The following is a 25,069-nucleotide window of genomic DNA, read 5'->3' on the forward strand; positions in this document are numbered from 1 at the left end:
GATGTCAGCACGAGGATGCCCGAACGGGTATACACGCCACATGCCGTTTTCGCGCCGATTCGTCCCTCGCGTACCCTGGCGCGGCTGGCGGCATGCGACCGTGGGCGCGGGGCGCGCGCTCTCCCCGCGCGGTGCGCTGACCCTGCACGACGTGGACGGGGCACTCTTCTTCGCCGTGCGGGCCGCCTTGGCCATGGGTCTGGTCGGCGTGCCGATCGTGCAGGCGGGGCGGCCCGACCTCGCGGTCTACGCCATGCTGGGATCCTTCACCAGCACGTTCGGCCGCAATCTGCCCTACGGCCGCCGTGCCCGCGTGCTCGCCCTGGTCGCCGTGGCCATGACGGCGTCCGTGGGCTTCGGTTCGGCCCTCGCGGCGTGGGCCGGTTCGGGCGGGGCGGGAGGAGTCGGCGCCGCGGTGGTCGTCGCGGCGACGGCGGTCGTCGCGGGACTGGCGAAGTTCGCCTGTGACGCCGCGCGGCTGAGTGGTCTGGGTGCGGTGCTGCTGCTGTTCGCGTTCGCGGTGGCGGCCAACGGCGCACCCACGGGCGCCGAGGTACTCCCGCACACCGCTCTCGCGGCGGCCGGGGCGGCATTCGCCTGGCTGCTGGCCGTGTCCGGCCGACTGGTACATCCGGACCGGCCGCAGCGCCTGGCGGTGGCCACAGCCCTGCGCAAACTCGCCGGACTCCTGGAGGCCTCCGCTGTCGGCGACGTGCCGGGGCAGACCCGGCACGCGGCGACGGTGGCCGTCCTCCACGCGTACCACTGCCTCGGGCTGCCGCCTCCGACACCCACGCGGAGAGCCGCGTCCGGCCGCGACGCGGTCTTCGTGCGGCTCGCCGACCTTTCCTGGACCCTGCTGATCGGTTCGGCGCCGCGTCCGCCCGCGGACCCGGCCGCCACGGCTCGGCACCTGCTCCTGCAGGCTCGCCTTCTCACCGACCGGCGCCGCCGCGTCCCTCCGGCGCTTGGCGAGCCGCTCCACCAGGACGAGTCACCGACCCGGGCCGCGGATGTACCGAACGACGTCGTTCCCTCTTCGAAGGGAAGGTCCGAGGCGCCGGGCGATCCCGCCGTCCTGCGCGCGACGGAACTGCTGATCGGGCGCCCCGGCGGCCCCGACCGCCTGACCGCCCTGGGCGTTCCCGCCCTGCGCATGGCACTGGGAACCGGTGTGGCGGGCGGGGTCGCCGCCGTCCTGAACCTGGAGCACGGCTACTGGGCGGCGATCTCCGCGGCCGCCGTCCTGCACTCGGTCAACCTGCGCACCACGGCCCAGCGCGCCGTCCAGCGGACTCTGGGCACGGCCGTGGGGCTGCTGCTCGCCCTGGGAGTGCTGGCCGCCCACCCGGGGCCGGAGGAGCTCGCGATGGTGATCGTGGCCCTGGAGTTTCTGCTGGAGTACGTCGCGGCACGCAACTACGCCCTGGCCGTCGTCTTCCTCACCCCGATCGCACTGCTGCTGAGCGATCTGGCCGCCCCCTCCCCGGCCGGAGAGCTGGTCCTCGACCGGGTACTGGGCAGCGCCGTGGGGATCGCCGTGGGGCTGGGCTGCGCGCTGCTGATCGTCCACGACCGGGCCGCGGTACGCGTGGAACGCGCGCTGGCCGCGTGCAGGGAGGCCGCCGAGCAGGCCGAGCGGGCGCTGAGCACCCCCTCCGGGCCGGCACTCCCCGTCGTCCAGGTGAGTCTGGCCATGTCCGTCGTGGAACTCCACGAAGCCGACGACACCGCGGCCGGCGAACTGTGGCCCGCCGAGATCGACCCCACCGAACTCGCCGCCGCCGAACAACGGGCCTATCGCCTGCTCCACCGGCTGCACGGCCTTCGCCCCTGAAGGGTGCCGGAGCGGTCACGCCGAAGGGCTCGCGGCCCAGGCCGTCCCCGGACCGGAGGGTGCCTCGGCTCACGCCACCCGCGCCGGGCGATCCGAATTTACTTGTCGCGTCAATCATCTTATGCTTGACTCGTCAAACAAATCCGCGCAATCACGCGTTTACGAGGCGCGAGCTGATCGAACGCCCTCGCGTCCCTCCGCTGGCCACTCGGCGAGCGACGGGTACGCACGCGGAGCAGCGGTGCAGCATCAACGGACAGGTTCGTTCTCGGCGCGATCCGTTGTCTCTGACCGATTTCGTGATGCACGTAAGCATTCTCAAGGCGGAAGCAGGACCGAAATGCAGTTCGGGATCTTCGGAGTGGGGGACGTCACCGTCGACCCCACGACCGGCAGACAGGACACCGAGTACGACCGGATCAAGGCGGTCCTGGAGTACGCCGAATTGGCCGAGCAGGTGGGACTGGACGTCTTCGCGATGGGCGAGCACCACAACCCGCCCTTCATGCCGTCGTCTCCGACGACTCTGCTCGGACACGTCGCCGCCCGGACGAACAGAATCGTGCTGTCCACCTCGACGACCCTCATCACCACCAACGACCCGGTGAAGATCGCCGAGGACTACGCGATGCTGCAGCACGTCGCGGACGGCCGGGTCGACCTGATGATGGGCCGCGGGAACACCGGACCGGTCTACCCCTGGTTCGGCAAGGACATCCGCGACGGAATCGCCCTGGCCGTAGAGAACTACGCGCTGCTGCGCAGGTTGTGGCGCGAGGACGCCGTCGACTGGGAGGGGCGGTTCCGTACGCCGCTGCAGTCCTTCACCTCGACTCCGCGGCCGCTGGACGGCATACCGCCCTTCGTGTGGCACGGCTCCATCCGCAGCCCGGAGATCGCCGAGCAGGCCGCGTACTACGGTGACGGCTTCTTCCAGAACAACGTGCTGTGGCCGAAGGAGCACGTGCAGCGCATGGTCGGTCTCTACCGCAGACGGTACGAGCACTACGGACACGGAACGGCGGACCAGGCGATCGTCGGGCTGGGAGCGCAACTGTTCATGCGGACGAACTCGCAGGACGCGATCCGCGAGTTCCGGCCGTACTTCGACAACTCGCCCGCGTGGGGAAACGGCCCCTCGCTGGAGGAGACCGCGGCCAGGACCGCCCTGTTGGTGGGCAGCCCGCAGCAGATCATCGAGCGGACCCTGGAGTTCCGTGAGCACGCAGAGGGTGACTACCAACGTCAGCTGTTCGCTGTCGACGCCCTGGGGCTGCCCCGCGAAACCGTGCTCCAGCAGATCGAGATGCTGGGTGAGGTCGTACAGGTCCTGCGGAAGGAGTTCGAGGCGGGGCGTCCCGCGCGGGTACCTGAGGCCCCGACTCACGCCTCGCTGAAGGCGGCCCGCGAGGCCCGGCCGTGAAGCGGCGTCTGATCGCGGTCGTCTCGGCAGGACTGAGGCAGCCGTCCTCCACCCTCCTGCTGGCCGAACGCCTGGCCGCCGCGACCCGTCGCGCGCTCGAGCGGCTCGGTGCCGAAGTCGATGTGGAGAGCATCGAACTGCGCGGCTACGGGCACCACCTGCTGAACAACATGATCACCGGATACCCCTCCGAGGAACTGCGCCCGGTGCTGGACACCGTGGCACGGGCGGACGGGCTGATCGCCGTGACCCCGACCTTCAGCGCCTCGTACAGCGGGCTGTTCAAGATGTTCGTCGATGTCCTGGACGAGGGCGTGCTGGAGGACAAGCCCGTCCTGATGGCGGCCACCGGCGGCACGGCACGGCATTCGCTGGTGCTCGACCACGAGATGCGGCCGCTCTTCTCCTATCTGCGCGCGGCGGTGGTGACCACCGGAGTCTTCGCCGCGTCGGAGGACTGGAGCAGCGGCCACGCTTCGGCGGTGTCGCTCGCGGACCGCACGGAACGGGCCGCCGGTGAGCTGGCCCGTGAGGTGAATCGCCGGGACACCCCTGTCATCGAGGATCCGTACATGTCGCCGACCCCGTTCGAGGACCTGCTGGCCGACGGCTGACCCCCCGCGCGGACGGGAGCGGCCCCGACGAGCACAGGCCCGCGCCTGCGGCTCAGCGTGTCGGGCGGCGGGTCCTCAGAGATCCGACGTGATGCGGTCGAGCACCCGGGTGGCCGCGACGACGTCGCACCCCTCCAGCCGGGAGAAGACGTGCCGCCGCACACTGGCGAGGTTCGTGGGCCACGTCTGCTTCAACCGCGTCCATCCGGAACTGGTGAGGACGGCGAGCCATGCCCGGCCGTCCTCCGGGGACTTCACCCGAAGGACGAGCGACTGGGCTTCCAGGCGGTTCACGATTCTGGTCATGCCGCTCAGGGAGAGCCCGCACTCGTTGGCCAGCTCACTCATCCGCAACTGACTGTTCGGTGCTTCGGAGAGGTGCACCATCACCATGTACTCGGACGTGGTGATCTGCTGTTCCGAGAGCATGTCCGCGTCGACGACTCGCGGCAGGAAGGCCATCACCCGCCCCAGCGCCCGGATGAACGCCTCTTCGTCGGGGTTGAGGGGCTCGGGCGTCGTCGCGTCAGTCATGGACACAGTGTAATTGCCCTGAATCGGACGTCGGCAGGGGCGAATCATGAAGCCCCGGCCCCCGGCCCGCAGCGGTTACGCGCTGGGGCGTTGCGGCGTCAGAGTTCACGGGCATTGGAGTGGCCGCCGCGTGGGCCGGTGGCGTGGCTTCCGGTTGCCCCGGCACCGCTCTTCCTAGGGTCGGCGCTTGACGGACGGAGCGGGCGGCGGATGACTGTGCCCCCGTGGGGGTCCGGCCGTCGTACCAGCGGCGCCGCTCCACGACCTGGCTCGGCACCGACCGTCTCCGCGGGCCGGTACGGCAACGGGCCGACCGTCCAGAACAGGTGGGTGAGTCGTGGAACGCACCACGGCAGGATCACGAACGCGCGAGTCCTCGGCCTCCGCCGACCGCGCGAAACGGAGGTGGACCCGGCAACTGGCCGCGATGACGGGCCTTCTGATGCTCTGTGTACTGCCCACCGGACCGGCGGACGCGGCGTCGGCCGGTGACGTGCGCTCGCGGGACCGTCCGCCCCTGTACGTGTCCGACTACGGCAACGACCGGGTGGTGAGGCTGCCCTCGGGCGGGAGCGGTCAGACCACCGTCCCGCTCGACGGCCTGGTGCGTCCGACCGGGCTGGCCTGGGACCGCACCGGCAACCTCTATGTCTCCGACACGGGTGACAACCGGGTGGTGAAGCTGCCTTTGAAGGGCGGTGAGCAGTCCACCGTGCCCACCACCGACCTGTCGCGCCCGCTGGGGCTCGCCGCCGACGCGGTCGGCGACCTCTACATCGCGGACAGCTTCAACGACCGGGTGGTGAAGGTACCCGCTGACGGCAGCGGCCAGACGACCGTCCCCACCACGGGTCTGCTGCACCCATGGGGGCTGGCGCTGGCGCCCGGCGGAGACCTGTACATCTCCGACTTCGTCAACGACCGGATCGTCAGGGTGTCCGCGGACGGGAGCCGCCAGACCACCGTGCCCACCGTCGGCCTCTCCCAACCGACCGGGCTGGCGCTGAACGCCGCGGGTGACCTCTACATCTCCGACAGCGGCAACAACCGCGTGGTGAGGGTGTCCGCGGTCAGTGGCAGGCAGAGCACGGTTCCCGTCACCGGCCTGAGCGATCCGCTGGGGCTCGCGCTCGACTGCCACGGTGGCCTCTACGTGGCCGACGGTTTCAACAACCGGGTGGTCCGGGTCCGGGAGACGGGCGGCGGACAGGTCACGCTGCCGTCCACGGGCCTCAACACCCCGACCGGCCTCGCGTTCCCGCCGGGCGAACGTTGCCTGCCGCGGCACTAGCCACCGAACGGCCGGCGAAGCAAGAAGCCGGACCGTCGCGGTCGCCTGCCGACAGAGCAAGGAGCCGGACCCTGAGGGCCGGCTCCCGCTCCGAGATCAGACCGCTCAGGTGCGGTACGCGTAGTACGCCGCGTTCGGGTACGACGCGATGATGCTCGCCACCGACCTGTTGTACGTGTTGGTGGAGTGGTACGACACGTACGGCACACCCTGCGCGCTGCGCGAGGTGACGATCATGCTGTGGTCCTTCTCGCCATCCTTGTTGAAGTCCATCTGCAGCACGTCACCGACGTCCAGCTGATAGACGTTGGCAAGGCTGGTGACCCGCTTGGACGACAGGGCGAACCACGAGAACTCGTTGACCCCGACGAACGAGTCCGACTGGATGTCGGCGTTGCCGAACCACTTGTGGAAGTCGTTCGTGTAGCCGGGAACGTGCTTCCAGCCGCCGGCCTTCAAGGACTGGCTGACGAAGTTGGTGCAGTCACCGCCGGCACCCTGACCGTTGAAGTCCGGGTAGTCCGGGTTGTACTTGTTCCAGTACTTCGCCGCGTACGCCGCCATGGCCTTGTAGTCGTAACCGGTGGCGGAGAAGTTCTTCGCCTTGGCCGGTGCCGGCAATGTGATGGCCGAGCGGGTCGCCTCCGGCGGAGCATCGTCGGCGGCGGTGGCCGGCTTGGCGACCTGCGGGCTGGCGACCTGGTTGACCGCGACGCCGTCATCGGTGTCACGGACGTTGGTCAGCTGCCAGTCGCCCTTGTGGTCCGCCTTGAACGTCAGCTCGTGGTGGGCCTGGAAGCCGGTGGTCTTCGGCTCGCCGCCCCTGACCTTCTTGTAGGTCAGGGTCGTGGTCTCGGTGACGGCGACCGTGGCGTGGCGGCCCTTCACCCGCGTACGGTCCAGCGACACGGTCGTGTTGGCCGAGCCGTACTTCTCGCCGAGCGACGCCAGACGGGACTTGCGGCCCCGCAGCTGCGACAGCGCCGCGTTCTCGTCACGCGACTGCGTGGAGGACAGCCGCACGTCACCGGAGAACCGGGACGCCTTTGACGTCTGCTTGCTCTTCCCGTTGTCGACCAGGGCGTCCGTACGGTCGGTGAAGACCGCGTCCGCCAGCCGCTGGAAGGTCGCCTTGGTCGACGCGTCGACCGTGGGGTCGTCGGCGACACTCGCCGCGCCCGCACTCCAGTTGGGCAGCAGAGCCGCGCCGGCGACGACCGAGGCGGCCGCCGCCGTGACTATGGTCGCCCGTCTCCGCTTACGGCTCAGTTTCCTTGTTTTCAATGATGTTCCCCTCTACGCCGGTACTCTCTACCGGAATCCGCATCCTCGCACGCCATATGTGCCTCCAGTGAGGGGGGTTACCGAAGGGACACCGGGCCGTGACGGTCGCCCACGGTGGACCCGGCACCCTCACGGAGATCGGGCGGAGAGTCCTTCGCCGGCCCCGGTCCGCGTTAGGCCCTACGAATGATTCGTGCCACCACAGGGTGAAAGAAGCCGATATCCGCCGCGCCGACGGCAGCCTGCCGTGCGCGACCACTAACGTTGCGTTCTGTGACGCTGAGCTATGCCTTTGTGAATCTCAAGCCCGGAGTGGGAAAGACGACCAGCGCGGTCTGGTTGGCCCACGCACTGCACGAGCTGGGCGTCTCCCCGCTGCTGGTGGACAGTGACCCCGCCTCCTCCGCTCTGCGCTGGAGCGAACTGGCCGGAGGCTTCCCGTTCCCCGTGATCGCCTTTCCGGTCGGTGACGTCCACCGGCGCGTGAACGACTTCCTCGGCAACCGGCAGGCCGTGGTGTTCGACGCCCCCCAGCTCGAGGACCACGCCCACATCGCCCGCAGCATCATGAAGTACGCGAGCGACTGGATCGTCCCGCTGACCCCGGCGCCCATCGAGCTGGACCGCATGGCGCCCATCGGCGGCGAGATGCGGGACGTACAGTCGCTGCGCTCCCAGCCGGCCCGCGCCGCCGTCCTGCTGAACCGCACCAACCGCCCCGACGCCACGCGCACCGGTCCGGACGCCGACGCCCGCGAAGCTCTCACCGAACGGGGCTTCGACGTGCTGGCCACCCATATTCCTCGGCTCGACCTGTACTCCCAGTCCTTCGGCAGCGCGGTCGACGTCAAGGGCTCGGCCTACATGGACCTCGCGGACGAACTCATCAAACGTCAGGACAAGGCGTGAACCAACGCAAAGACACCTATCGGGCGGCGCTCCAGCGCGAACCCGACGCCTCCTCCCCCCGTCCACTGAAGGTCACTCAACTGGACGCCCGTTACATCCGGTTGACGATCGAGGTCGATCCCGCCGTGCCGCGCGAGCTGAACCGCTGGGTGGGCCCGCCCGTGTCCGCGCTCATGCGCGTCGGCGCCGCCGTCCTGCGCCCCCTGAGAAACAACCCGTAAGCCGCGCACCGCCTGCCACGTACCGCCCGCCGTCTGCCGCCCGTCGCCTGTCGTCTGTCGTCTGTCGTCTGTCGTCTGTCGTCTGTCGTCTGTCGTCTGTCGCAGGATTCGGAGCACGCGGCGTGCGGTCCGGCATGGCTGACCGGATCGTTCCGGTACCGGCCCGGATCGGGTCTACGGTTCGGGCGTCGTTCCAGGTCACTATCAGCGTCATGAGCAGAGCGCTGATCGTCGTCGATGTCCAGGAGTCCTTCCGGGCTCGCCCGCTGTGGAAGCAGATCGCCCATCCGGGGATCGCCGAACCGGTCAACCGGCTGGTCGCCCTCGCCCGCGCCAACGGAGACCTCGTCGTCTGGGTCCTGCACTCCGAGCCGGGCAGCGGCGACGTGTTCGACCCCGCCCAGGGGCATGTCCGTCTGTTGGAGGAACTGGGTCGTCCGGAGCCGGGCGAGCCGGTCCTGTACAAGACCTCCCACAACGCCTTCACCACCACCAACCTGCAGCAACTGCTGACCGAGGCGGGGGTGCGCGAACTGGTGGTCTGCGGAATCCGCACCGAGCAGTGCGTGGAGACCACGACCAGGGTCGGCAGCGACCTCGGCTACCGCATGGTCTTCGTCACCGACGCCACCACCACCAACCCCATCGGCGATCTCAGCGCCGAGGCGATCATCGAACGCACCGAGGCGGTGCTGCGCGACCGGTTCGCCCGGATCGCGACGGTGGCCGAACTGGAGTCGGAAATGGCACCCTCGACAACGTGAGCCTCGTCGTCTTCGTCCTGCTGCCCGGAGTCCACCTCCTCGACCTGGCCGGACCGGCGCAGGCCTTCAGTACCGCAGCGGACTTCGGGCAGCCCTACCGCATCGAGTACGTCGCCGAGCGTGAGCAGGTGCTCAGCGCTCAGGGTCTGCCCCTGATCGCGCGGACCCGGTGGCCGGAGCTGAGCGACGACGACCTGATCGTGGTGCCGGGCTGGCGGACGCGAACCTTGGGCGGCGGCCCGGCGCTGAGCCAGGCAGGATCGGAACGGCTGCGCGACCATCATGCCGCCGGGGGCACCGTCGCCAGCGTGTGCGCCGGGGCGGAGGCGCTGGGCCGGGCCGGACTGCTCGACGGGCGCAGGTGCACCACGCACCACGACCACCAGGACGAACTGGCCGCCCGTCATCCCCGCGCCCTCGTGGTGCGGGACGTGCTGTTCACGACCGACGAGCGGGTGGTGACCTCGGCGGGCATCGCCAGCGGTATCGACCTCGCGCTGCACCTGCTGGCCGTCCGCCACGGCCCGGCACTCGCGGCCCAGGTGGCCAGGGACATGGTCGTGTACGCCCGTCGCAACGGCCACGAGCCCCAGGCCAGTGCCATGCTGCGGCACCGGTCCCACCTGGACGACGCCGTCCACCGCGTCCAGGACCTCATCGACGCGCGATTCAGCGAACCGCTCCCGCTGGCGCACCTTGCCGCGGGCGCGGGTGTCAGCGAGCGCACCCTGACCCGGCTGTTCCACCGTGCCACCGGCGGTCTGACCCCGCTGCGCTACCAGCAGACGCTGCGGGTCGAACGCGCCGAGCACCTGATCGACCATGGCTCCACGGTGGAGTCGGCGGCCCGGCAGGTGGGCTTCGAGGACGCCCGAATGCTGCGCCGCCTCCGCACCCGGCCACCGCACGCGACCGCCGGCGAGCCGTCCCGGCGTCACGTGCGCCCCGACGGCTGACGAGCGAGGACCGGCCCACCGGTCGCGGGCGGTCGGCGACACGCTTCGGACGACCGGCGCGCGAGTTCGCTCACGTCTGCCGCAGCGGCTGGTAGGCCTCGGCCGCGACGCCGAACGTCCAGGCCACGCCCTCACGGGCCGTGCGCGTCGCCGGTGGCACGCGCAGCCAGTACGTGCGGCTCGTGCCGTCCGGCTCGGGAGTGGAGTTGACGACCTCCACCATCACCACGTCCTCGTCCCCGAGCAGTTCGAGCCGCCACAGGATCCCGGTCTCGTCCCGGTGCACGGGAACCGCCCCCGACTCGGCGAGATACCGGTCGTAGCCGTAGAACTCCAGCATCACACGGCGGAGTTCGGCGTTCTCCTCGTCACGGATGCGCTTCGGGTCGAGCGAAGCCAGCTCGTCGAGGAAGTCCCCCGGAACAGGCATGCCACGCCAGGCGTACAGCTCGAATCCGTCCTCGTATCCGAGCGCCGGGCCGTCAGCGCGGTCCAGACGGCCCGCCTCATCGCGGTGCAGCTCCGTGGGCCGCTCACACATGACCGCCACCCGCTCGTAGGGCCACCACCAGCCGGCCGCGCGGGCCACCATCGCCGGACCGCCCAGCGGGCCCGATCGATCCGTGTCGAACGCGGACAGCCAGGCCGCGTCGTGCTGCCCGAGAGCGGCGTCGAGCAGCAGGAGCCGGACCCGGGTCTCCTCCTCCCTGCCTGTGGCCGACTGCTCGACGACTCCCGCACGGATCCGGTCGACCAGGATGCGGGTCGACTCCCACAGGCCGGACCCCGTCGCATGCCAGTGGCCACTCCATCCCTGGGGCCCCAACCGCCGGTGCAGTCGCTCCCGTTCGGCTGCCCACGGCCCGCTCAGTACGGCGTGGCGCACGCTCGCGCCGGTCTCGTCCCCCGTCAGCGTCACCCCGGCCGGACCCGGCGCGCCCATGAGCATCTGAACCGCCTCGCGGGGAGAGCGCACCCACACCACGCGCCCGGGTTCCGTCAGACCCGCGCTCCGGTAGGCGAGCCGGACCCCCTCCTCGGCCGCGGCTCGATCCGCGGCCCCCGTGGCCGCCGCCACCGCACGCCAACTACCCATGTCCGTCATGTTGGTTCTCTTCCCACGTCCTTCGGTACGGGTGTGGAAGCGTCACGCTCCGCCCGCCCGGCCCGTCCTTGTCGCCGTGCCCGTCACGTCACACCACCGAGAGGTGACACCGCGACGAGCACCCGCGGATGTACGTCACTGCCCTGCGAGCGTGCTCGCGCCCCCCTGGGTTCAGTCGGCGACGATCCGCACCGCACCCGGCACGTACTCCCGCTGCCGGACGACCCGGTACCAACCCTTCGGGAGGGATATCGCCGCGTGCTCCTCGTGGACGACACGCGCCCCGTCCGGAACGTGCAGCAGCATGGGCCCGAACACACCGGCCTCCCTGATCAGCCGCCCGGGGCCCACCACCGCATGTGCGTGGCCGGTGACCTCACCCAGCGCGAGGACGAGCCGGCCCCGGCCGTCACGCGGCTCGGACGGCGCGTCGACCGCTCCGGCGGGCACCGCCTCCGGTGCCAACGACACCATGAGGACATCTCCTTGGCGGTACATGCGTCTCCCTCCGTCGAGGCACCACGTGTGCCGTGCGAGAACCGTAGAGGCGGGCACTGACACTCCCCCGCCGCGCGGGGTTGTCAGTGGGGCTTGGTAGAACTCCGGTACCTGGGAATGCGGTCTGCGCGCACCAGGCACCATCACGACCGTCGTACCACCGACCAGATGCACGAAGGAGCGGGCGCGCATGACCATCGGAAGCCACCTGCAGGAGTTTCACGGACTGCCCGCGTTCACTTTCCCGGACGCGGCCGACAAACCCCTTCGGGCCTCCGCCCTCCCGTCCCCGGAATCCGTCGCCTGGCGGGTGGCCGTGGACTCCTACGACAGCCAGGAGTCGTGGCCGGAGGCCTTCGCCCGGTTCCTCGAAGCCGTCGACACCACGCGTGTGCGGGCCCTGGTCGTGGGCGCCTGGAGCGACGCGTACGACAACGCTCCGACGGAGGTGATCGAGGCTCTCGTGGCGGCCCGCGACCGGCTTCCCGAGCTGCGCGCGATATTCCTCGCGGACATCGTGATGGAGGAGTGCGAGATCTCCTGGATCGTCCAGGGCGACGTCTCTCCCGTGCTGGAGGCCTATCCCAACCTGGAGGAGTTCGGCGTCCGCGGTGGCAACCAGCTGGTCTTCCCCGCCGTCCGCCACGAGCGGCTGCGCAGGCTGACGGTGGAGACCGGCGGTATGCCCGCCGAGGCCGTACGGGGAGTCGCCGGCAGCGATCTGCCGGCGTTGGTCCATCTCGACCTGTGGCTGGGCACATCCGAGTACGGCGGCGACAGCGAGGTGAGCGACCTGGAGCCGTTCTTCGCGGGGAGCCGCCTGCCCGCCCTCACACACCTCGCCCTGCGCAACAGCGAGATCCAGGACGTCATCTGCTCCTCGCTGGCCTCGGCGCCCGTGGTGGCTCGTCTCGAGGCTCTCGACGTCTCCATGGGGGTCCTCACGGACGACGGCGCGACGGCGCTGCTCTCGGGCCAGCCGCTGACCCATCTGAAGTCACTCGACCTCCACCACAACTACCTGAGCGCGGCGGTCCGTTCGCGACTGCAGGAGACGCTGGAACCGCACGGCGTGGAGGTCCGCGCCGATCAGGACGACGCCGACTCCGACGAGGAGGAGGACGGAACCGTCTGGCGCTTCGTGGCGGTGGGCGAGTAGCGCGGCGGTACCGGGCGGACGGAGGACGGAAGGGTGTCAGGAGTGGACGGCGAGGACGCGCGCAGCGACCCGCCTCGGTGGGCGGTCGTCGCCAACGGGGAGAACCGGAGGGTCGCCCTGTTCACCGCGGCGGCCGAGGCCGCCGGGCACGGCAGGCCTCGCGTGGTCGAGTGGCGTGAGGTGCTGCGCGAGGGCGGCCACGCATTCGCCGACGACGAGATCGTCCGCCTGGACTCCCCGGGGGAGAACGCGGAGGTGGACCGGCTGTTGCGCGGCGTCGACGACCCGACCCGGGTGGAGGGTTCCGCGCGCTGGTACGCACGCTTCCTCGACGGCGTGGCCTCCCTGCGCGGCGGACGCCGGCTCGACACCCCGGATGACCTGGCCGTCCTGTTCGACAAGCGGCTCTGCCACGGCCGCCTGCGGCGTGCGGACGTACCGGTGCCGGTCTCCCCGACCTCGGGCGACACGGTTCCGGCCGGGGACTGGTCGGCGGTACGGGCCCGGATGGCGGAGGCGGGTCTGCGGCGTGCGTTCGTGAAACTCGCTCACGGCTCGTCCGCATCGGGCGTACTGGCGGTCGAGACGACGACGGCGGGACGCGTCCGGGCGACGACCTCCGTGGAGGTCGCGGACGGCCGGCTGCACAACTCGCTCCGTGTGCGCCACTACACCGACGAGTCCGAGGTCGCCGCGATCGTGGACAGGCTCGCGCCGGACGGACTGCACATCGAGCGCTGGCTGCCGAAGGCGTCGCTGGGCAACCGGTCGGCGGATCTGCGCGTCCTCGTCGTGGCGGGCCGGGCCACCCACGCCGTCGTCCGCATCAGCCGCTTTCCCCTCACCAATCTCCATCTCGGCGGCACCCGCGGCGATCTGTCCGCCGTCCGGGCCCTGGCCGGCGACCGGTGGGCCCAGGCGCTCGCCGTCTGCGAACAGGCCGCGGCCTGCTTCCCGGCCACCCTGTGCGTGGGCGTCGACCTCCTGCCCGCCGTCGGCTGGCGCCGGTTCGCCGTCGGGGAGGTCAACGCGTTCGGTGACCTGCTGCCCCGGCTCACCGGTCTGCCGGGTGGCCCCGCGGAGGGGCTGGACACCTACGCCGCCCAGATCGCGGCCGTCGGTCCGCGGTGGCCCGTCCCGTTCGTCCCGCGGACCGCGCCCGCACCGCACCACCGTTCAAGGACACTCCATGCCTCACTCTGACACGCCCACCGGCACGCACCTGGCAGCGCCGGCCGACGCGTTCCCGACGCCCGACATGAACGAGGTGGTGGGCCGGGACGACCTGTTGCTGCTCACCCTCGACACCCTGCGCCACGACGTCGCCGTCGAACTCGCGGCGGCGGGCCGCCTGCCGAACCTGGCGGCGCATCTGCCCGGGGGCGTCTGGGAGGAACGGCACGCTCCGGGCAGCTTCACCTACGCGTCCCACCAGGCGATGTTCGCCGGGTTCCTGCCGACGCCGGCTTCCCAGGGGCCTCATCCGCGGCTGTTCGCCGCCCGGTTCGCGGGCAGCGAGACGACCGAGGAGCGTACGTTCGTCTTCGACACCCCGGACATCGTGTCGGCGTTGGCCGCCCGCGACTACCACACCGTGTGCATCGGTGGTGTCGGCTTCTTCAACAAGCAGGGAGCCCTGGGTGACGTCCTGCCCGGTCTCTTCCAGGAGAGCCACTGGGAACCGGAGTTCTCGGTGGCCTCGCCGACGTCCTTCGAGGCACAGGTCGCCCGGGCCGAGCAGGTCGTGGCCGAACTGCCCGCGCAACAGCGGCTGTTCCTCTTCCTCAACGCCTCCGCGCTGCATCAGCCGAACTGGTTCCACCTGGAGGGCGCCACCCGGGAGGCCGGTGACAGCCGCCTCACCCACGCCGCGGCGCTGGAGTACATCGACCGCCATGTCGGACGGCTTTTCGCCGCGATGTCCGCACGTCGTCGCTGCTTCGCCATCGTCTGCTCCGACCACGGCACGGCGTACGGGGACGACGGCTACACCGGCCACCGGCTGGGCCACGAGTCCGTGTGGACCGTCCCCTACAGCCACTTCTTCCTGGAGTCCTCCGCATGACCGTCGCTTCCGTGGCGGCGGCGCACCCCGTGCCCCGCCCGTACCAGAGCTATCTGTACGCCTATCCGCACAAGACCGCCTACCGGCCGCTCCACCCGCGGCCCGCGCTCGAGGAGTTGTGGGCGGGCGAGTCACGGCAGGCGCTCTCGCTGTACCTGCACATACCGTTCTGCGAGGTGCGCTGCGGCTTCTGCAACTTGTTCACGCGCGTCGGTGCCCCGGACGGGCTGACCGGCCGCTACCTCGACGCCCTGAGCCGGCAGGCCGTCGCCGTACGCGAGGCGCTAGGTGACGACCCGTCACCGAGGTTCGCCAACGCGGCCTTCGGCGGTGGCACGCCCACCTTCCTGGAGGCGGCGGAACTGGAGCGGCTCTGCGACATCGCGGAGCGGGACATGGGCGCGGACCTGCGGTCCATCCCTCTGTCAGTGGAGGCGTCGCCCGCGACGGCGAGCGCCGACCGGCTCGCCGTCCTGGTCCGGCGCGGCGCCACGCGCCTCAGTCTCGGGGTGCAGAGCTTCGTCGAGGAGGAGGCCCGTGCCGCCGTACGCCCGCAGCGACGTGCCGACGTCGAGGCCGCGCTCACCCGGATACGGGAGTCGGCCGTCCCGGTCCTGAACATCGACCTGATCTACGGCATCGACGGTCAGACGACGGCCAGTTGGCGGTACTCACTCGACGCGGCCCTCGCCTGGCGGCCGGAGGAGATCTACCTCTACCCGCTCTACATCCGTCCGCTCACCGGCCTGGGCCGCCACGCGGACGCGCGGACCGCCGACCGCGACTGGGACGAGCAGCGGCTGCGCCTCTACCGCGAGGGCCGCGACCATCTGCTGTCCGAAGGGTACGAGCAGGTGTCGATGCGCATGTTCCGCCGCGCCGACGCCCCCGCGCAGGGGCCGGACGACCACGCGTGCCAGAGCGACGGAATGATCGGGCTGGGTTGCGGGGCACGGTCGTACACCTCAGCTCTGCACTACTCCTTCGACTACGCCGTGTCGATGCGCGAGGTGCGTGCCATCATCGACGACTACAGCGCCACCGAGGACTTCTCCCGGGCCCTGCACGGCCGTTGGGTGGACGAGGACGAGGCGCGACGCCGGCACCTGTTGCAGTCGCTGCTGCAGGCCGAGGGCCTCGCCGCAGGTGACTACCGGCAGCGCTTCGGCACCGCGCCCGTCGACGACTTCGCCGACGAGCTGGACGTCCTCGCCCGGCGCGGGTGGCTCCAGGACGCGGGGGCGGAACGGCTCAGGCTCTCGCCCGAGGGACTCGCCCACTCGGACGCCATCGGGCCCGAGTTCTTCTCTCCCGCCGTCAAGGACGCCATGACCGCCTACGAGTTGAGGTGACTGGCTCCGTGGATCTCACGCACCCGACCGACCCGACGGACCTCACGATCCTGTACCGGGGGCCGCTCGCCTCCTGCGACTACGACTGCCCGTACTGCCCGTTCGCCAAGCGCCGCGACAGCACCGCGCAACTGCGCGCCGACCGGGCCGCGCTCGAACGGTTCGTGGCCTGGGCGCGGGGCCCGCACGATCACCGGTTGTCCGTACTGTTCACGCCGTGGGGCGAGGGGCTGACCCGCTCGTGGTACCGCCGGGCCCTGGTGGATCTGTCCCATGAGCCGCGCATCGGGCGCGTCGCGATCCAGACCAACCTCAGCTGCCGCACCGACTGGCTCGCGGACGCGGCTGCGGACACGGTCGCCCTCTGGTGCACCTACCATCCGGGGCAGACACCCTACGAGAGGTTCCTCGACAGGACGCACCGCCTGTCCGACCTGGGGATCCGGTTCAGCGTCGGCGTGGTCGGCCTCCCCGAGCACCTGGACCACGCACGACGACTGCGCGCGGACCTGCCTCCGCACGTCTACCTGTGGATCAACGCCGCCGAAGGGCACACGTACACCGACGAGCAGGCAGCCGAGTGGACCGCACTGGACCCGCTCTTCCCCTACAGCCGCCGTCCCCACCGCTCGGCGGGGTTGCCCTGCCGGACCGGCCGGAGCGTCGTCTCGGTCGACGGAGAGGGCACCGTCCGGCGCTGCCACTTCGTGCGGACGGAACTCGGCAACCTCTACGACGGCTCCTACCGTTCCGCGCTCGCTCCGCGACCGTGCCCACTCGCCGCGTGCGACTGCCACATCGGGTACGTACATCTGGAGACCCTGCCGTTGTACGACGTCTTCGCGGGCGGAATCCTCGAACGCGTCCCGCGCCCGGAGTCGCTGCCACCCCGCCCACTCCTCCCGATGGCCACGGGTGAGTCCGCTCGCTGGGGCGCGGCCCCGGAGGCGAACGCCTAAATATGGACGATCTATAGTTGGCGATCCGGGAAACTTGCTCGACCGTCCAGAAGGAGTCCGTGATGGATCCCCTGGAGGATGTGCTGACCCTGCTCGACACACGAGGTCACCTCTCCTCGAGCCTGGTCGCCGGAGGCCGGTGGGCCGTCCGGTTCGACGCGCCGTCCGGCGTGAAGTTCAACGCCGTCCGGCGCGGTCACTGCCTCCTCGAGCTGGAGGGCACGGCTGACCCGCTCGTCCTGGAGGAGGGGGACTGCTATCTGCTGACCCAGCCGCGGCGCTTCACCCTCCGCGGTGACCCGGAAGCGGTGGCCGTCGACGCCGCCCACGTCTTCGCTTCGTCCGAGGGCGGGGTCGCCCGAGCGGGCAACGGGGAGGACGAGGTACTCCTCATCGGCGGCCGATTCTCGTTCGGCGACCGGGCACGCACACTGCTGCTCGAAGGCCTGCCTCCCGTGATACACGTACCCGCGCGAACACCTCAGGCCGAGACCCTGCAATGGGCGCTCGCCCAGATCGACCGCGAACTGCGGGACGGGCCCATGGCCTCGACACTGGTCGCCGAGCACCTGGCGGTCGTCATGCTCGTCCACGTCCTGCGTCTGCACCTCACGCGTGAGCCCGGGGCCGCTTCCGGCTGGCTCGCGGGCCTCGGAGATCCGGTGGTGGCAGCGGCGCTGACCTCCTTGCACAGCCGGCCGGAGCACCCGTGGACCGTCGCCGAGCTCGCGCAGGCCTGTGCCGTGTCGCGGTCGACGCTCGCCGCACGCTTCAAGAACACCGTCGGCCGTGGGCCCCTCGACTACCTCACCCGGTGGCGGGTGGAACTCGCCTCCCGCCACCTGCGGCGGGGAACCGACACCGTGTCCGCCATCGCCCGTATGGTCGGTTACGGCTCGGAGAGCGCGCTGAGTACGGCCTTCAAGCGGGTCAACGGCGTCTCGCCCCGGGACTACCGCAGGACGGCGCAGGCAACCTGAAGCGCGGGAACGCGCGCTCGGACCTAGGGCTTGCCGACCGGGGGCACCAGTCCCAGTGCGATGAGGCTGTCGGCGGTGTCACGGATCGTCCGGGTGACGTCGCGGGGTTCCCAGTCGAGCACGGAGCGGGCCTTGGCATCGCTGATGACGGGAATGCGGCCGCCCAGTCCCGCCGCGTCCCGGAGCGCCGGATCCGTCTTCGCCGCTTCACGCATCTGTTCGAGCGTGAGCTCCGAGGACGGCAGCGCGTCGGCCGCTGCGGGCAGGTGCGCTCGCAGGGTCCGGGCCATGCCGAGGAAGCTGATCGACGGTCCGCCCACCGCGAGGAAGCGTTCTCCCGCCGCCTTGGGATGCAGCATGGCGCGCAGGTGCAGGTCCACGACGTCGCGGACGTCGACGACGCCGAAGTACATGAGCGGCACCACCGGCATCCGGCCGGTGAGCATGGCCCTGACGATGTTGGCCGACGCGGCCAGGCGCGGTCCCAGCACGGGGCCGAAGATGCCCACGGGGTTGACGACCGCCAGCTCGATCCCCCCGTTGGTCTCCACGAAGTCCCACACCGCACGCTCCGCGAGGACCTTGGACCGGGGGTAGGCGGGGAGGCCTTCGGTGTCAGGGTCGGTCCAGTCCTCCTCCGAGTACCGGGCGTCGGGCTTGACGGTGTAGCCGACCGCCGCGAAGGACGACGTCATCACCACGCGTCGTGCGCCCGCGGTCCGGGCCGCGGAGATGACCCGCAGCGCGCCGTCGCGTGCCGGAAGGATGAGGTCGTCCTCGTTCTCCGGCGGCGTGACGGGAAAGGGGGACGCCACGTGCAGCACATGGCTCACGCCGTCGGCCGCGGCCGCCCAGCCCGCGTCGGCGGACAGGTCCGCCACAGCGAATTCCAGAAGGTCCTCCCGATCCACCCCGGCCTGCCGCACGAGGGCCAAGACCTCGGCGTCACGGCCGGGCTCGCGGACCGTCACCCGCGTCCGGTACCCCTCGCTCAACAGGCGGGCGACCATGTGCCCGCCGACGTACCCGGTCGCGCCGGTCACCAGTACCGTTCCCGCCTCGGAAGCGCCGGAAGCAAGGATGTCCGCAGTCATTTCACTCAGTCCTTTGGTGTTCGAATTGTTCGAGGATCACGGTGACCGCCTCGATCGCCCGGCGTTCGGCATCGGCGTCGCCGCGCACGCGGGCATCCCACATCCGGGTCTTCCCCCGGAGGTAGTCCAGGCGTGACTTCAGCCGTTCGATGTCGTCGGCCAGCCTCTCCGCCTGGTCGGCGAACAGGTCTCGCTGCTCCGCCGCCGCGGCGTTGCCCAGGGGCAGCAGGTCCACGTAGCGACGCATACCGGCGACCGTCATGCCCGCCGACCGCAGACAGGCCAGAGCCACGACCCGGTCGGCCGTCGCCGCTTCGTAACGGCGATGCCCGCTGGACTCGTCGCGGCCCACCACTCCCAGCAGGCCGACCTTCTCGTAGTAGCGGAGCGTGGGCTCGCTGAAGCCCGAGCGTCGCGCCATCTCCTGAATGGTCAGACTCACCGTTCGTCCTCCGTCGTCTCCGTCATGAAGAAGCCTCCGACACCTCAAGCGCTTCAAGTCAAATGTCCTGGACCCGGCTTCCGGTGACCACAGGACGCGCGGATGCGCGGGACGCCGCGCGTGGAGACACTGGGCCTACCGCATCCCCAACCCCACCCCCACCCCATACCGAGCCGAGTGCGAGTCGGAGGAGCTGACGATGGCCGGGAAGCCGCCCTATCCGCCGTTCGATGCCGAGAGTGCCGTGCAGAAGGTCAGGGCCGGCGAGGACGCCTGGAACACCCGCGATCCCGAGAAGGTCTCGCTCGCCTACACCGAGGACAGCCGCTGGCGTAATCGTTCGCTCTTCATCAACGGCCGCGAGGAGATCGTCGCCTTCCTCACGCGGAAGTGGGAGAACGAACTCGAATACCGGCTGATCAAGGAGTTGTGGGCGTTCGGCGGGAACCGGATCGCCGTCCGTTTCGCCTACGAGTACCACACGGTCACCGGGGACTGGTTCCGCGCCTACGGCAACGAGAACTGGGAGTTCAGCGACGACGGACTCATGAGCGTGCGCCACGCGAGCATCAACGACGTGCCGATCACGGCCTCCGAACGCGCCTTCGACTGGGACCGTTCGGGGCCCCGCCCGCCCGACTACCCCAGCCTCAGCGACTTCGGCTTCTGACCCTGGGAGGACGCGGCCCGGGAAGACCGCGGCTCGGGCGGAACAACGCCCCGGGATCGGGTTCGGTGGCGCCGCGGGAGCGGTCAGGTGTGGGCGCGGAGTCTGCCTTGGCCGGAGAGGCGGAAGAGCAGGATCAGGGACGGCAGGATGATCAGCGCGGCGACGCAGGCGACGCCGAGGAGAACGGCCAGTGTGGTGTCCGGAGCCGCGGCCTCGTGGATGCGCAGATGCGTGCCGAGCAGGAAGGGGTACTGCGCCACTCCCCAGCCGACGACCACGGCGGCGATGGCCAGCGCCGCGATCTCCCGCCGGCCGGTACGTCGGCCCAGGCGTGCCCCCGCCATGCCGACGACGCCGCAGAGCGCCGCGAGCACCATGAGCGGCAGCCCTCGGTGACTGAGCTGATGGAACAGCCGGGGTGCGTCGGTTCTGAGTACGAAGATCCCGGCGATGCTGACCACCCCTGCCACGGCTCCGGCCAGCAGGGCGCGGTCGCGGAAGTACCGCTCGAGGTCGTCGTCCTGGAGCCGGTGGGCCGCCGTGGCCAGGTAGAAGGCGGCGAGGTAGGCGCAGCTGACGACGGCCAGGATGCCGCCGAGGACGGAGGTGGGGTTGAGCCAGCTGGTGACGGCGTCGCCGTTGCCGCCGGAGGGCACACGGCCCGAGGCGATGCCGCCGGCGATGCTGCCGAAGCAGTAGGGGGTCAGTACGGAGGAGGCCGCGAACAGCGTTCCGTTGAGGCGCTGTTGGGGCGTCCGCACGGAGACCTTGCGGAAGGCGAAGCCCGCTCCGCGCAGGACGATTCCGAGAGCGGCGAAGACGAGTGGCAGATAGAGGGTCGTGGTGATCGCGGCGAAGGCGGCGGGGAAGCCGCTCCACAGCATGACCAGGCAGTAGATGAGCCAGGTGTGGTTGGCCTCCCAGACCGGGCCGATCGACAGGTCGACCAAGTGGCGGGGGTTCCTGCCGCGTTCGGCTCCCCCGGCCGTCAGGTCCCAGAAGCCGGCACCGAAGTCCGCCCCGCCGAACAGCGCGTAGGCGACGACGCCGACGAACATGACCAGGGCGACCACGTCACTGAGGTTCATCGGTCTTCTCCTGCCGCGCCGGACGTGACGTGGGGCTGCTCGGGTCCGTAGGGAACGTAGACGGTCTCGTCGCCCTCGGTCCGCCAGCGCCGGGCCATGGCGCGCAGGACCAGGACGGCACCGATGCCGACCGCCGCGTACAGGACGACGGTCGCCCCGAACAGCGGCCACAGGTTGCCCTGCGTCGTCACCGCCTGCCTCGTCAGCAGCAGCCCGACCACGGTCCAGGGCTGACGGCCGACCTCGGTGACGACCCAGCCGCTCTCCAGGCAGACGACGGCGACGAGGCCGCTGAGAGCGGCGCCCCGCAGGAACCAGCGGTTGGTGGGCATCGTCCGTCCCCGCCACCACAGCCAGGCGAACCAGAGGACCAGGCCGAGCATGAGGAAGGTGGTGCCGACCATCACGTCGAAGGCCAGGTGCACGATGGTGACGCTGCGGTCGGTGGGCCGCACCCCGGCCGGGATGGCCTCCAGGCCCCTGATCTCGGTCGAGGGGGTGAAGCCCGCGAGGATCGACGCCATGTCCGGGATGGGCAGGCCGTACCTGACCTTGCCGTCCACCAGGAACCCGCCGACGTTCTCCGCCACGTGGTCATCGGTCGCGGGCAGGAGTTCGATCGCCGCGAATTTGGCGGGCTCTTCCTTGAACACCTCGCGTGCCACCGTGTCGCCGACGACGATCTGCACCGGGATGGCCGCCGCCGCGACCAGGAAGCCGATGAGGAATCCCAGCCGGTGGTGGCGGTCCCGGCGTCCTTTGAGCATGCCGGCGGCGTACACGCCGGCGACCGTGAAGCCGGCCACGATGTAGGCGGCGAGGAGCATGTGCACGGTCTCGTACCAGAACGCTCCGTTGAAGAAGACTCGCAGCGGCCGTACGGCGGTGACATGGCCGTCGCGCAGGGTGATCCCGCCGGGTTGGTTCATCCAGCTGTTGGCCGCGATGACGGCCGCCGCACCGCCGAGGCTGGCCAGCACGACCGGAACTCCCGTCCAGAAGTGGGCCCAGGGCGGAAGCCGGTTCCAGCCGTAGAGATAGATCGAGACGAAGATCGCTTCGAGGAAGAAGAAGAGGCCCTCGACCGCGAACGGCATCCCGAAGGCGGCTCCGTAGTCGCCCATCAGACCGGGCCACAGGATGCCGAGTTCGAACGACAGGACCGTACCGGTGATCGCCCCCACCGCGAAGAGCACGGCGGCCACCTTCGACCATCGTCTGGCCAGCCGCAGGGCGTCGCCGTCGCCGTGGCGCAGCCCCCGGTAGTGAGCGATGAGCATGAGCGCGGTCAGGGCGACACCGAAGGGCACCAGGATGATGTGGAAGCCGAGAGTGAACGCCATCTGCTCCCGGGCGGGGAGCATCTGCGAGGGGTCTCCGACGGCCGCCATGGCCTTGCTCACTGGATGCAACACCCGGTCCATCCTTGTGCCGTGACGGCACATCCGGGATGTCCCGGGTGCGGCGCGGCGCGGCGCGTCACCCGGACGGACTAGGGGTGGCCCGCCGCGCGGCCGCACCGCGGTGCGGCCGTCAGGGCAGGGGCTCCTCGGTCCACACCGTCTTGCCGTCCTCGGTGTAGCGGGTGCCCCAACGGTCGGTGAGGGCGGCGACGATGAGCAGACCGCGGCCGTCCTCGTCCTGGATGCGGGCGTGCCGGAGATGGGGGGCGGTCGTGGCCCCGTCGGAGACTTCCAGGGTCAGCGACTGGTCCCGGATCAGCCGCACCGTGGCCGTGCCGGTGGCGTGGCGGATGACGTTGGTGACGAGTTCGCTGACGACCATCTCCGCCGTGAACGCGTGCGAGCCCAGTCCCCAGCGCTCCAGCTGTCCGCGGACCCGGTGCCGGCAATCGGCGACGGACGAGGCCTCCGGGGGAAACCGCCACGAGGCGACCTGGTCGCGGGCGAGGCGGTGGGTGCGGATCGCGAGCACGGCGACACCGTCCGGCGGCGGCTCGCGCAGCAGGCTGTACACGATGGCGTCGCAGGTGGCCTTGGGGTCGGCGGTCGGACGGGCGCTGATCTCCCGCAGCCGGGAAAGCCGTTGGTCGGCCTGCGGGCCGGTGCCCAGCAGCGAGGGGGAATAGAGCGTGAGCAGGCTCTCCGGCACGAGAGGGATGTCGACGCTTTCGTAGCTGGCGTGGTTTCCCAGAGGCGGTCCGACGATGTGCTCGAGGCTCTCCGGGGTCGCCCCCGCCATCGGGGTGATCAACGGCGGTGGCCAGCCGGCGCTGGCCATGGTGAGGTGTCCGTCCACGGGGTCGTAGACGCCGTACTGGCAGCACGCGTGAGCCGCTCCGCAGGACTCGGGTGAGGACTTTTCGCGGGCGATGCGCTGCGCTGCGTCGTCCAGGTGGGCCAGCAGTTCGTCGGGAGGCAGGTCCAGCACGGCGAGCGTCGACACAGCCGTACGCAGTCTCCCCACGGTGGCCGCCGCGGCCAGCCCCTGATCGGGAATCTGGCCGATGGCGAGACCGATACGGGCGCTGGACAGTTCGATGACGTCGAACCAGAGGGCCTGGCCGGTTCCCGGAAGGTGGAAGTGGCACGTGCTGACCGCGGAGACCGTCGGCATCACCCTGGGCAGCAGGCTGCGCTGCAGGCTGATGGCGAGGGTGTGCTCACGGATGTAGCGGCGGGCGTTCTCGATGTGGATGGCCGCGTTGTCGGCCAACTCGGCTGCCAGCGGGACATCGTCGGTCGTGAAGGGTTCCGGGTGCCGGGGGCCGCGGTAGAAACAGGCGAGTCCCAGGACCCGGCCATGGACGGCCAACGGCGCGATGATCATCGAGTGGACGCCGGCGCGTTGCAGCGCTCCGGCCCGCGCGCCGTCGTGCATCAGCCAGTCGGACGGTGTGGAGTGCGGGTCGATCAGGCGCGGCGCGAGATCGGCGAGCACCTGCGTGTAGGGAGTGGGGTACACGAATCGGCTGGGCTCGCCGACCGCGTACACGCCCCTCATGTGGGCGACTCCCTCGAACGCCGCCCGGCGCAGGGGTACATCGGCGTCGACGGGTGGCTCGGGAGGTTCGTCCCCCCGCAACACGGAGTCGAGCAGGTCGACGGAGGCGACGTCCGCGAAGTCCCTGACGGCGACCTCGGCGAGTTCCTGGGCGGTGCGGGTGGCGTCGAGGGTGGTCCCGATCCTCCCGCGGGCCAGGGCGAGAAGGTCCGCTGCCGCCTGCGTCCGGACCCGCTCGGTGACGTCGTGGATGACGGTGGCGATGCCGACGGGTTCGTGGCAGACCCCGTGGAGAAGGTAGGCGGTCACGTGGTAAGTGTGCGAGCCGCCCTTGCGGTCGTGTCCCCGGATCTCTCGGCTGAGCGCCGGCAGACAGCCGGTGAGGACCTGGTCGAGGAGCGGGGTGAGGGGGAGACCGGGCCCGAGGTCCGCCACCGGTCGGTTGACGACCTGATCGGCGGGCAGACCACGCAGCGCCAGGGCGGCGGGGTTGGATCTCAGCACAGTGAGGCCCAGGTCGTATATCTCGAGACCCGCGACGGACTCATCGAAGACGGAACCCATCGTGTCCTCGGGCCTGTGCCGGACGGGCCACACGTGGATGACGCCGTCGTCCGTGTCGCGTCCCACCTCGAGGTTGAAGGCGCGGTCCGAGTCGGGTCCGAGCAGCCGGCCGAGGAGTTGGCCCGCCGAACTGCCTTCGGCGTCGGAGGCCGCGATTCCCGTCGCCGCGGCGGCCGCCCGCGTCCAGTCGGTGACGCCGCCTTCCTCGGTGAGCGTGAACCACGTCTCGTGCGCCTGCATGCCCGCCTCCTCCAGCTCCCCAGGGCAGACAGTCCGTGGTGAACGGCTTCCGCGTG

24 protein-coding genes are annotated in these 25,069 nt (G+C 70.6%); 15 read left to right on the top strand and 9 right to left on the bottom strand.

The window, feature by feature from the left end; genetic code table 11:
• The first annotated feature begins 40 nt into the window (after positions 1 to 40).
• From OHB41_RS43895 to OHB41_RS43905, 3 genes are all read left to right on the top strand, one after another.
• Positions 41 to 1,837, top strand: coding sequence for an FUSC family protein (locus OHB41_RS43895; RefSeq protein WP_323138472.1), 1,797 nt, complete (start codon positions 41 to 43; stop codon positions 1,835 to 1,837).
• Between the two features lie 340 nt (positions 1,838 to 2,177).
• Complete coding sequence (locus tag OHB41_RS43900; protein ID WP_266706977.1) at positions 2,178 to 3,260, top strand: CE1758 family FMN-dependent luciferase-like monooxygenase; 1,083 nt, start codon at positions 2,178 to 2,180, stop codon at positions 3,258 to 3,260.
• Positions 3,257 to 3,874 (top strand): FMN reductase, encoded by a 618-nt coding sequence (locus OHB41_RS43905; RefSeq protein WP_266706979.1) that lies wholly within the window; start codon positions 3,257 to 3,259, stop codon positions 3,872 to 3,874. The genes OHB41_RS43900 and OHB41_RS43905 overlap by 4 nt, the downstream gene beginning before the upstream one ends.
• A gap of 75 nt (positions 3,875 to 3,949) precedes the next feature.
• Here OHB41_RS43905 and OHB41_RS43910 read toward each other — a convergent pair whose 3' ends face one another.
• Positions 3,950 to 4,408 carry a MarR family winged helix-turn-helix transcriptional regulator gene (locus OHB41_RS43910; protein ID WP_266706981.1) on the bottom strand — a complete coding sequence of 153 codons (459 nt, stop codon included), beginning with the start codon at positions 4,406 to 4,408 and terminating at the stop codon, positions 3,950 to 3,952.
• 427 nt (positions 4,409 to 4,835) lie between these two features.
• Here OHB41_RS43910 and OHB41_RS43915 point away from each other — a divergent pair, with 427 nt between their 5' ends.
• Positions 4,836 to 5,699 carry a virginiamycin B lyase family protein gene (locus tag OHB41_RS43915; protein WP_323138475.1) on the top strand — a complete coding sequence of 288 codons (864 nt, stop codon included), beginning with the start codon at positions 4,836 to 4,838 and terminating at the stop codon, positions 5,697 to 5,699.
• A gap of 105 nt (positions 5,700 to 5,804) precedes the next feature.
• On the opposite strand, the gene OHB41_RS43920 is transcribed toward OHB41_RS43915, so the two are convergent.
• Positions 5,805 to 6,983 carry an amidase domain-containing protein gene (locus OHB41_RS43920; RefSeq protein ID WP_266706985.1) on the bottom strand — a complete coding sequence of 393 codons (1,179 nt, stop codon included), beginning with the start codon at positions 6,981 to 6,983 and terminating at the stop codon, positions 5,805 to 5,807.
• 294 nt (positions 6,984 to 7,277) lie between these two features.
• On the opposite strand from OHB41_RS43920, the gene OHB41_RS43925 reads away from it, so the two are divergent.
• From OHB41_RS43925 to OHB41_RS43940, 4 genes are all read left to right on the top strand, one after another.
• Positions 7,278 to 7,892: a nucleotide-binding protein gene (locus OHB41_RS43925; protein ID WP_266706987.1), complete on the top strand. Its 615-nt coding sequence runs from the start codon at positions 7,278 to 7,280 to the stop codon at positions 7,890 to 7,892.
• Positions 7,889 to 8,113 (top strand): hypothetical protein, encoded by a 225-nt coding sequence (locus tag OHB41_RS43930; RefSeq protein ID WP_266706989.1) that lies wholly within the window; start codon positions 7,889 to 7,891, stop codon positions 8,111 to 8,113. The genes OHB41_RS43925 and OHB41_RS43930 overlap by 4 nt, the downstream gene beginning before the upstream one ends.
• A gap of 212 nt (positions 8,114 to 8,325) precedes the next feature.
• Positions 8,326 to 8,877, top strand: coding sequence for a cysteine hydrolase family protein (locus OHB41_RS43935; RefSeq protein ID WP_266706991.1), 552 nt, complete (start codon positions 8,326 to 8,328; stop codon positions 8,875 to 8,877).
• On the top strand, positions 8,874 to 9,833 hold the full coding sequence (locus OHB41_RS43940) for a GlxA family transcriptional regulator (RefSeq protein WP_266706993.1): 960 nt from the start codon (positions 8,874 to 8,876) through the stop codon (positions 9,831 to 9,833). The genes OHB41_RS43935 and OHB41_RS43940 overlap by 4 nt, the downstream gene beginning before the upstream one ends.
• Before the next feature lie 70 nt (positions 9,834 to 9,903).
• On the opposite strand, the gene OHB41_RS43945 is transcribed toward OHB41_RS43940, so the two are convergent.
• Both OHB41_RS43945 and OHB41_RS43950 read right to left on the bottom strand, forming a co-directional pair.
• Entirely contained in the window at positions 9,904 to 10,938 is a 1,035-nt protein-coding gene (locus OHB41_RS43945) for a DUF6745 domain-containing protein (protein WP_266706995.1), read from the bottom strand.
• 171 nt (positions 10,939 to 11,109) lie between these two features.
• A complete protein-coding gene (locus tag OHB41_RS43950; RefSeq protein WP_266706997.1) occupies positions 11,110 to 11,436 on the bottom strand; it encodes a DUF8820 family protein in 327 nt (108 codons plus the stop codon).
• A 190-nt stretch (positions 11,437 to 11,626) separates the two neighbouring features.
• On the opposite strand from OHB41_RS43950, the gene OHB41_RS43955 reads away from it, so the two are divergent.
• From OHB41_RS43955 to OHB41_RS43980, 6 genes are all read left to right on the top strand, one after another.
• The gene (locus OHB41_RS43955) at positions 11,627 to 12,595 is read left to right on the top strand and encodes an STM4015 family protein (protein ID WP_266706999.1); all 969 of its coding nucleotides are present in this window, start codon (positions 11,627 to 11,629) and stop codon (positions 12,593 to 12,595) included.
• 33 nt (positions 12,596 to 12,628) lie between these two features.
• Positions 12,629 to 13,798, top strand: a complete 1,170-nt coding sequence (locus tag OHB41_RS43960; RefSeq protein WP_266707001.1) for an STM4014 family protein — start codon at positions 12,629 to 12,631, stop codon at positions 13,796 to 13,798.
• Between the two features lie 55 nt (positions 13,799 to 13,853).
• Positions 13,854 to 14,660, top strand: coding sequence for an STM4013/SEN3800 family hydrolase (locus OHB41_RS43965; RefSeq protein WP_266708327.1), 807 nt, complete (start codon positions 13,854 to 13,856; stop codon positions 14,658 to 14,660).
• Complete coding sequence (locus OHB41_RS43970; RefSeq protein ID WP_266707003.1) at positions 14,657 to 16,012, top strand: STM4012 family radical SAM protein; 1,356 nt, start codon at positions 14,657 to 14,659, stop codon at positions 16,010 to 16,012. Before OHB41_RS43965 ends, OHB41_RS43970 begins: the two co-directional genes overlap by 4 nt.
• Positions 16,013 to 16,020: 8 nt before the next feature.
• Entirely contained in the window at positions 16,021 to 16,971 is a 951-nt protein-coding gene (locus tag OHB41_RS43975) for an STM4011 family radical SAM protein (RefSeq protein WP_266707005.1), read from the top strand.
• Positions 16,972 to 17,033: 62 nt separating this feature from the next.
• Positions 17,034 to 17,951 carry an AraC family transcriptional regulator gene (locus OHB41_RS43980; protein WP_266707007.1) on the top strand — a complete coding sequence of 306 codons (918 nt, stop codon included), beginning with the start codon at positions 17,034 to 17,036 and terminating at the stop codon, positions 17,949 to 17,951.
• Positions 17,952 to 17,974: 23 nt separating this feature from the next.
• On the opposite strand, the gene OHB41_RS43985 is transcribed toward OHB41_RS43980, so the two are convergent.
• Complete coding sequence (locus OHB41_RS43985) at positions 17,975 to 19,045, bottom strand: NAD-dependent epimerase/dehydratase family protein (RefSeq protein WP_266707009.1); 1,071 nt, start codon at positions 19,043 to 19,045, stop codon at positions 17,975 to 17,977.
• A gap of 1 nt (position 19,046) precedes the next feature.
• Positions 19,047 to 19,487, bottom strand: coding sequence for a MerR family transcriptional regulator (locus OHB41_RS43990; protein ID WP_266707011.1), 441 nt, complete (start codon positions 19,485 to 19,487; stop codon positions 19,047 to 19,049).
• 199 nt (positions 19,488 to 19,686) lie between these two features.
• Between OHB41_RS43990 and OHB41_RS43995 the strand changes: the two genes are divergently transcribed.
• On the top strand, positions 19,687 to 20,157 hold the full coding sequence (locus tag OHB41_RS43995; RefSeq protein ID WP_266707013.1) for a nuclear transport factor 2 family protein: 471 nt from the start codon (positions 19,687 to 19,689) through the stop codon (positions 20,155 to 20,157).
• Positions 20,158 to 20,240: 83 nt separating this feature from the next.
• Here the strand turns inward: OHB41_RS43995 and OHB41_RS44000 are convergent, their stop codons facing one another.
• The 3 genes from OHB41_RS44000 to OHB41_RS44010 all read right to left on the bottom strand — a co-directional run bounded on the left by OHB41_RS44000 (position 20,241) and on the right by OHB41_RS44010 (position 25,013).
• On the bottom strand, positions 20,241 to 21,245 hold the full coding sequence (locus OHB41_RS44000) for a cytochrome d ubiquinol oxidase subunit II (RefSeq protein WP_266707015.1): 1,005 nt from the start codon (positions 21,243 to 21,245) through the stop codon (positions 20,241 to 20,243).
• Complete coding sequence (locus tag OHB41_RS44005) at positions 21,242 to 22,636, bottom strand: cytochrome ubiquinol oxidase subunit I (protein ID WP_526025103.1); 1,395 nt, start codon at positions 22,634 to 22,636, stop codon at positions 21,242 to 21,244. Before OHB41_RS44005 ends, OHB41_RS44000 begins: the two co-directional genes overlap by 4 nt.
• Before the next feature lie 142 nt (positions 22,637 to 22,778).
• Positions 22,779 to 25,013, bottom strand: coding sequence for an ATP-binding SpoIIE family protein phosphatase (locus OHB41_RS44010; protein WP_266707019.1), 2,235 nt, complete (start codon positions 25,011 to 25,013; stop codon positions 22,779 to 22,781).
• Between the last annotated feature and the right edge of the window lie 56 nt (positions 25,014 to 25,069).

The organism is Streptomyces sp. NBC_01571, from assembly GCF_026339875.1.
Taxonomy (GTDB): domain Bacteria; phylum Actinomycetota; class Actinomycetes; order Streptomycetales; family Streptomycetaceae; genus Streptomyces.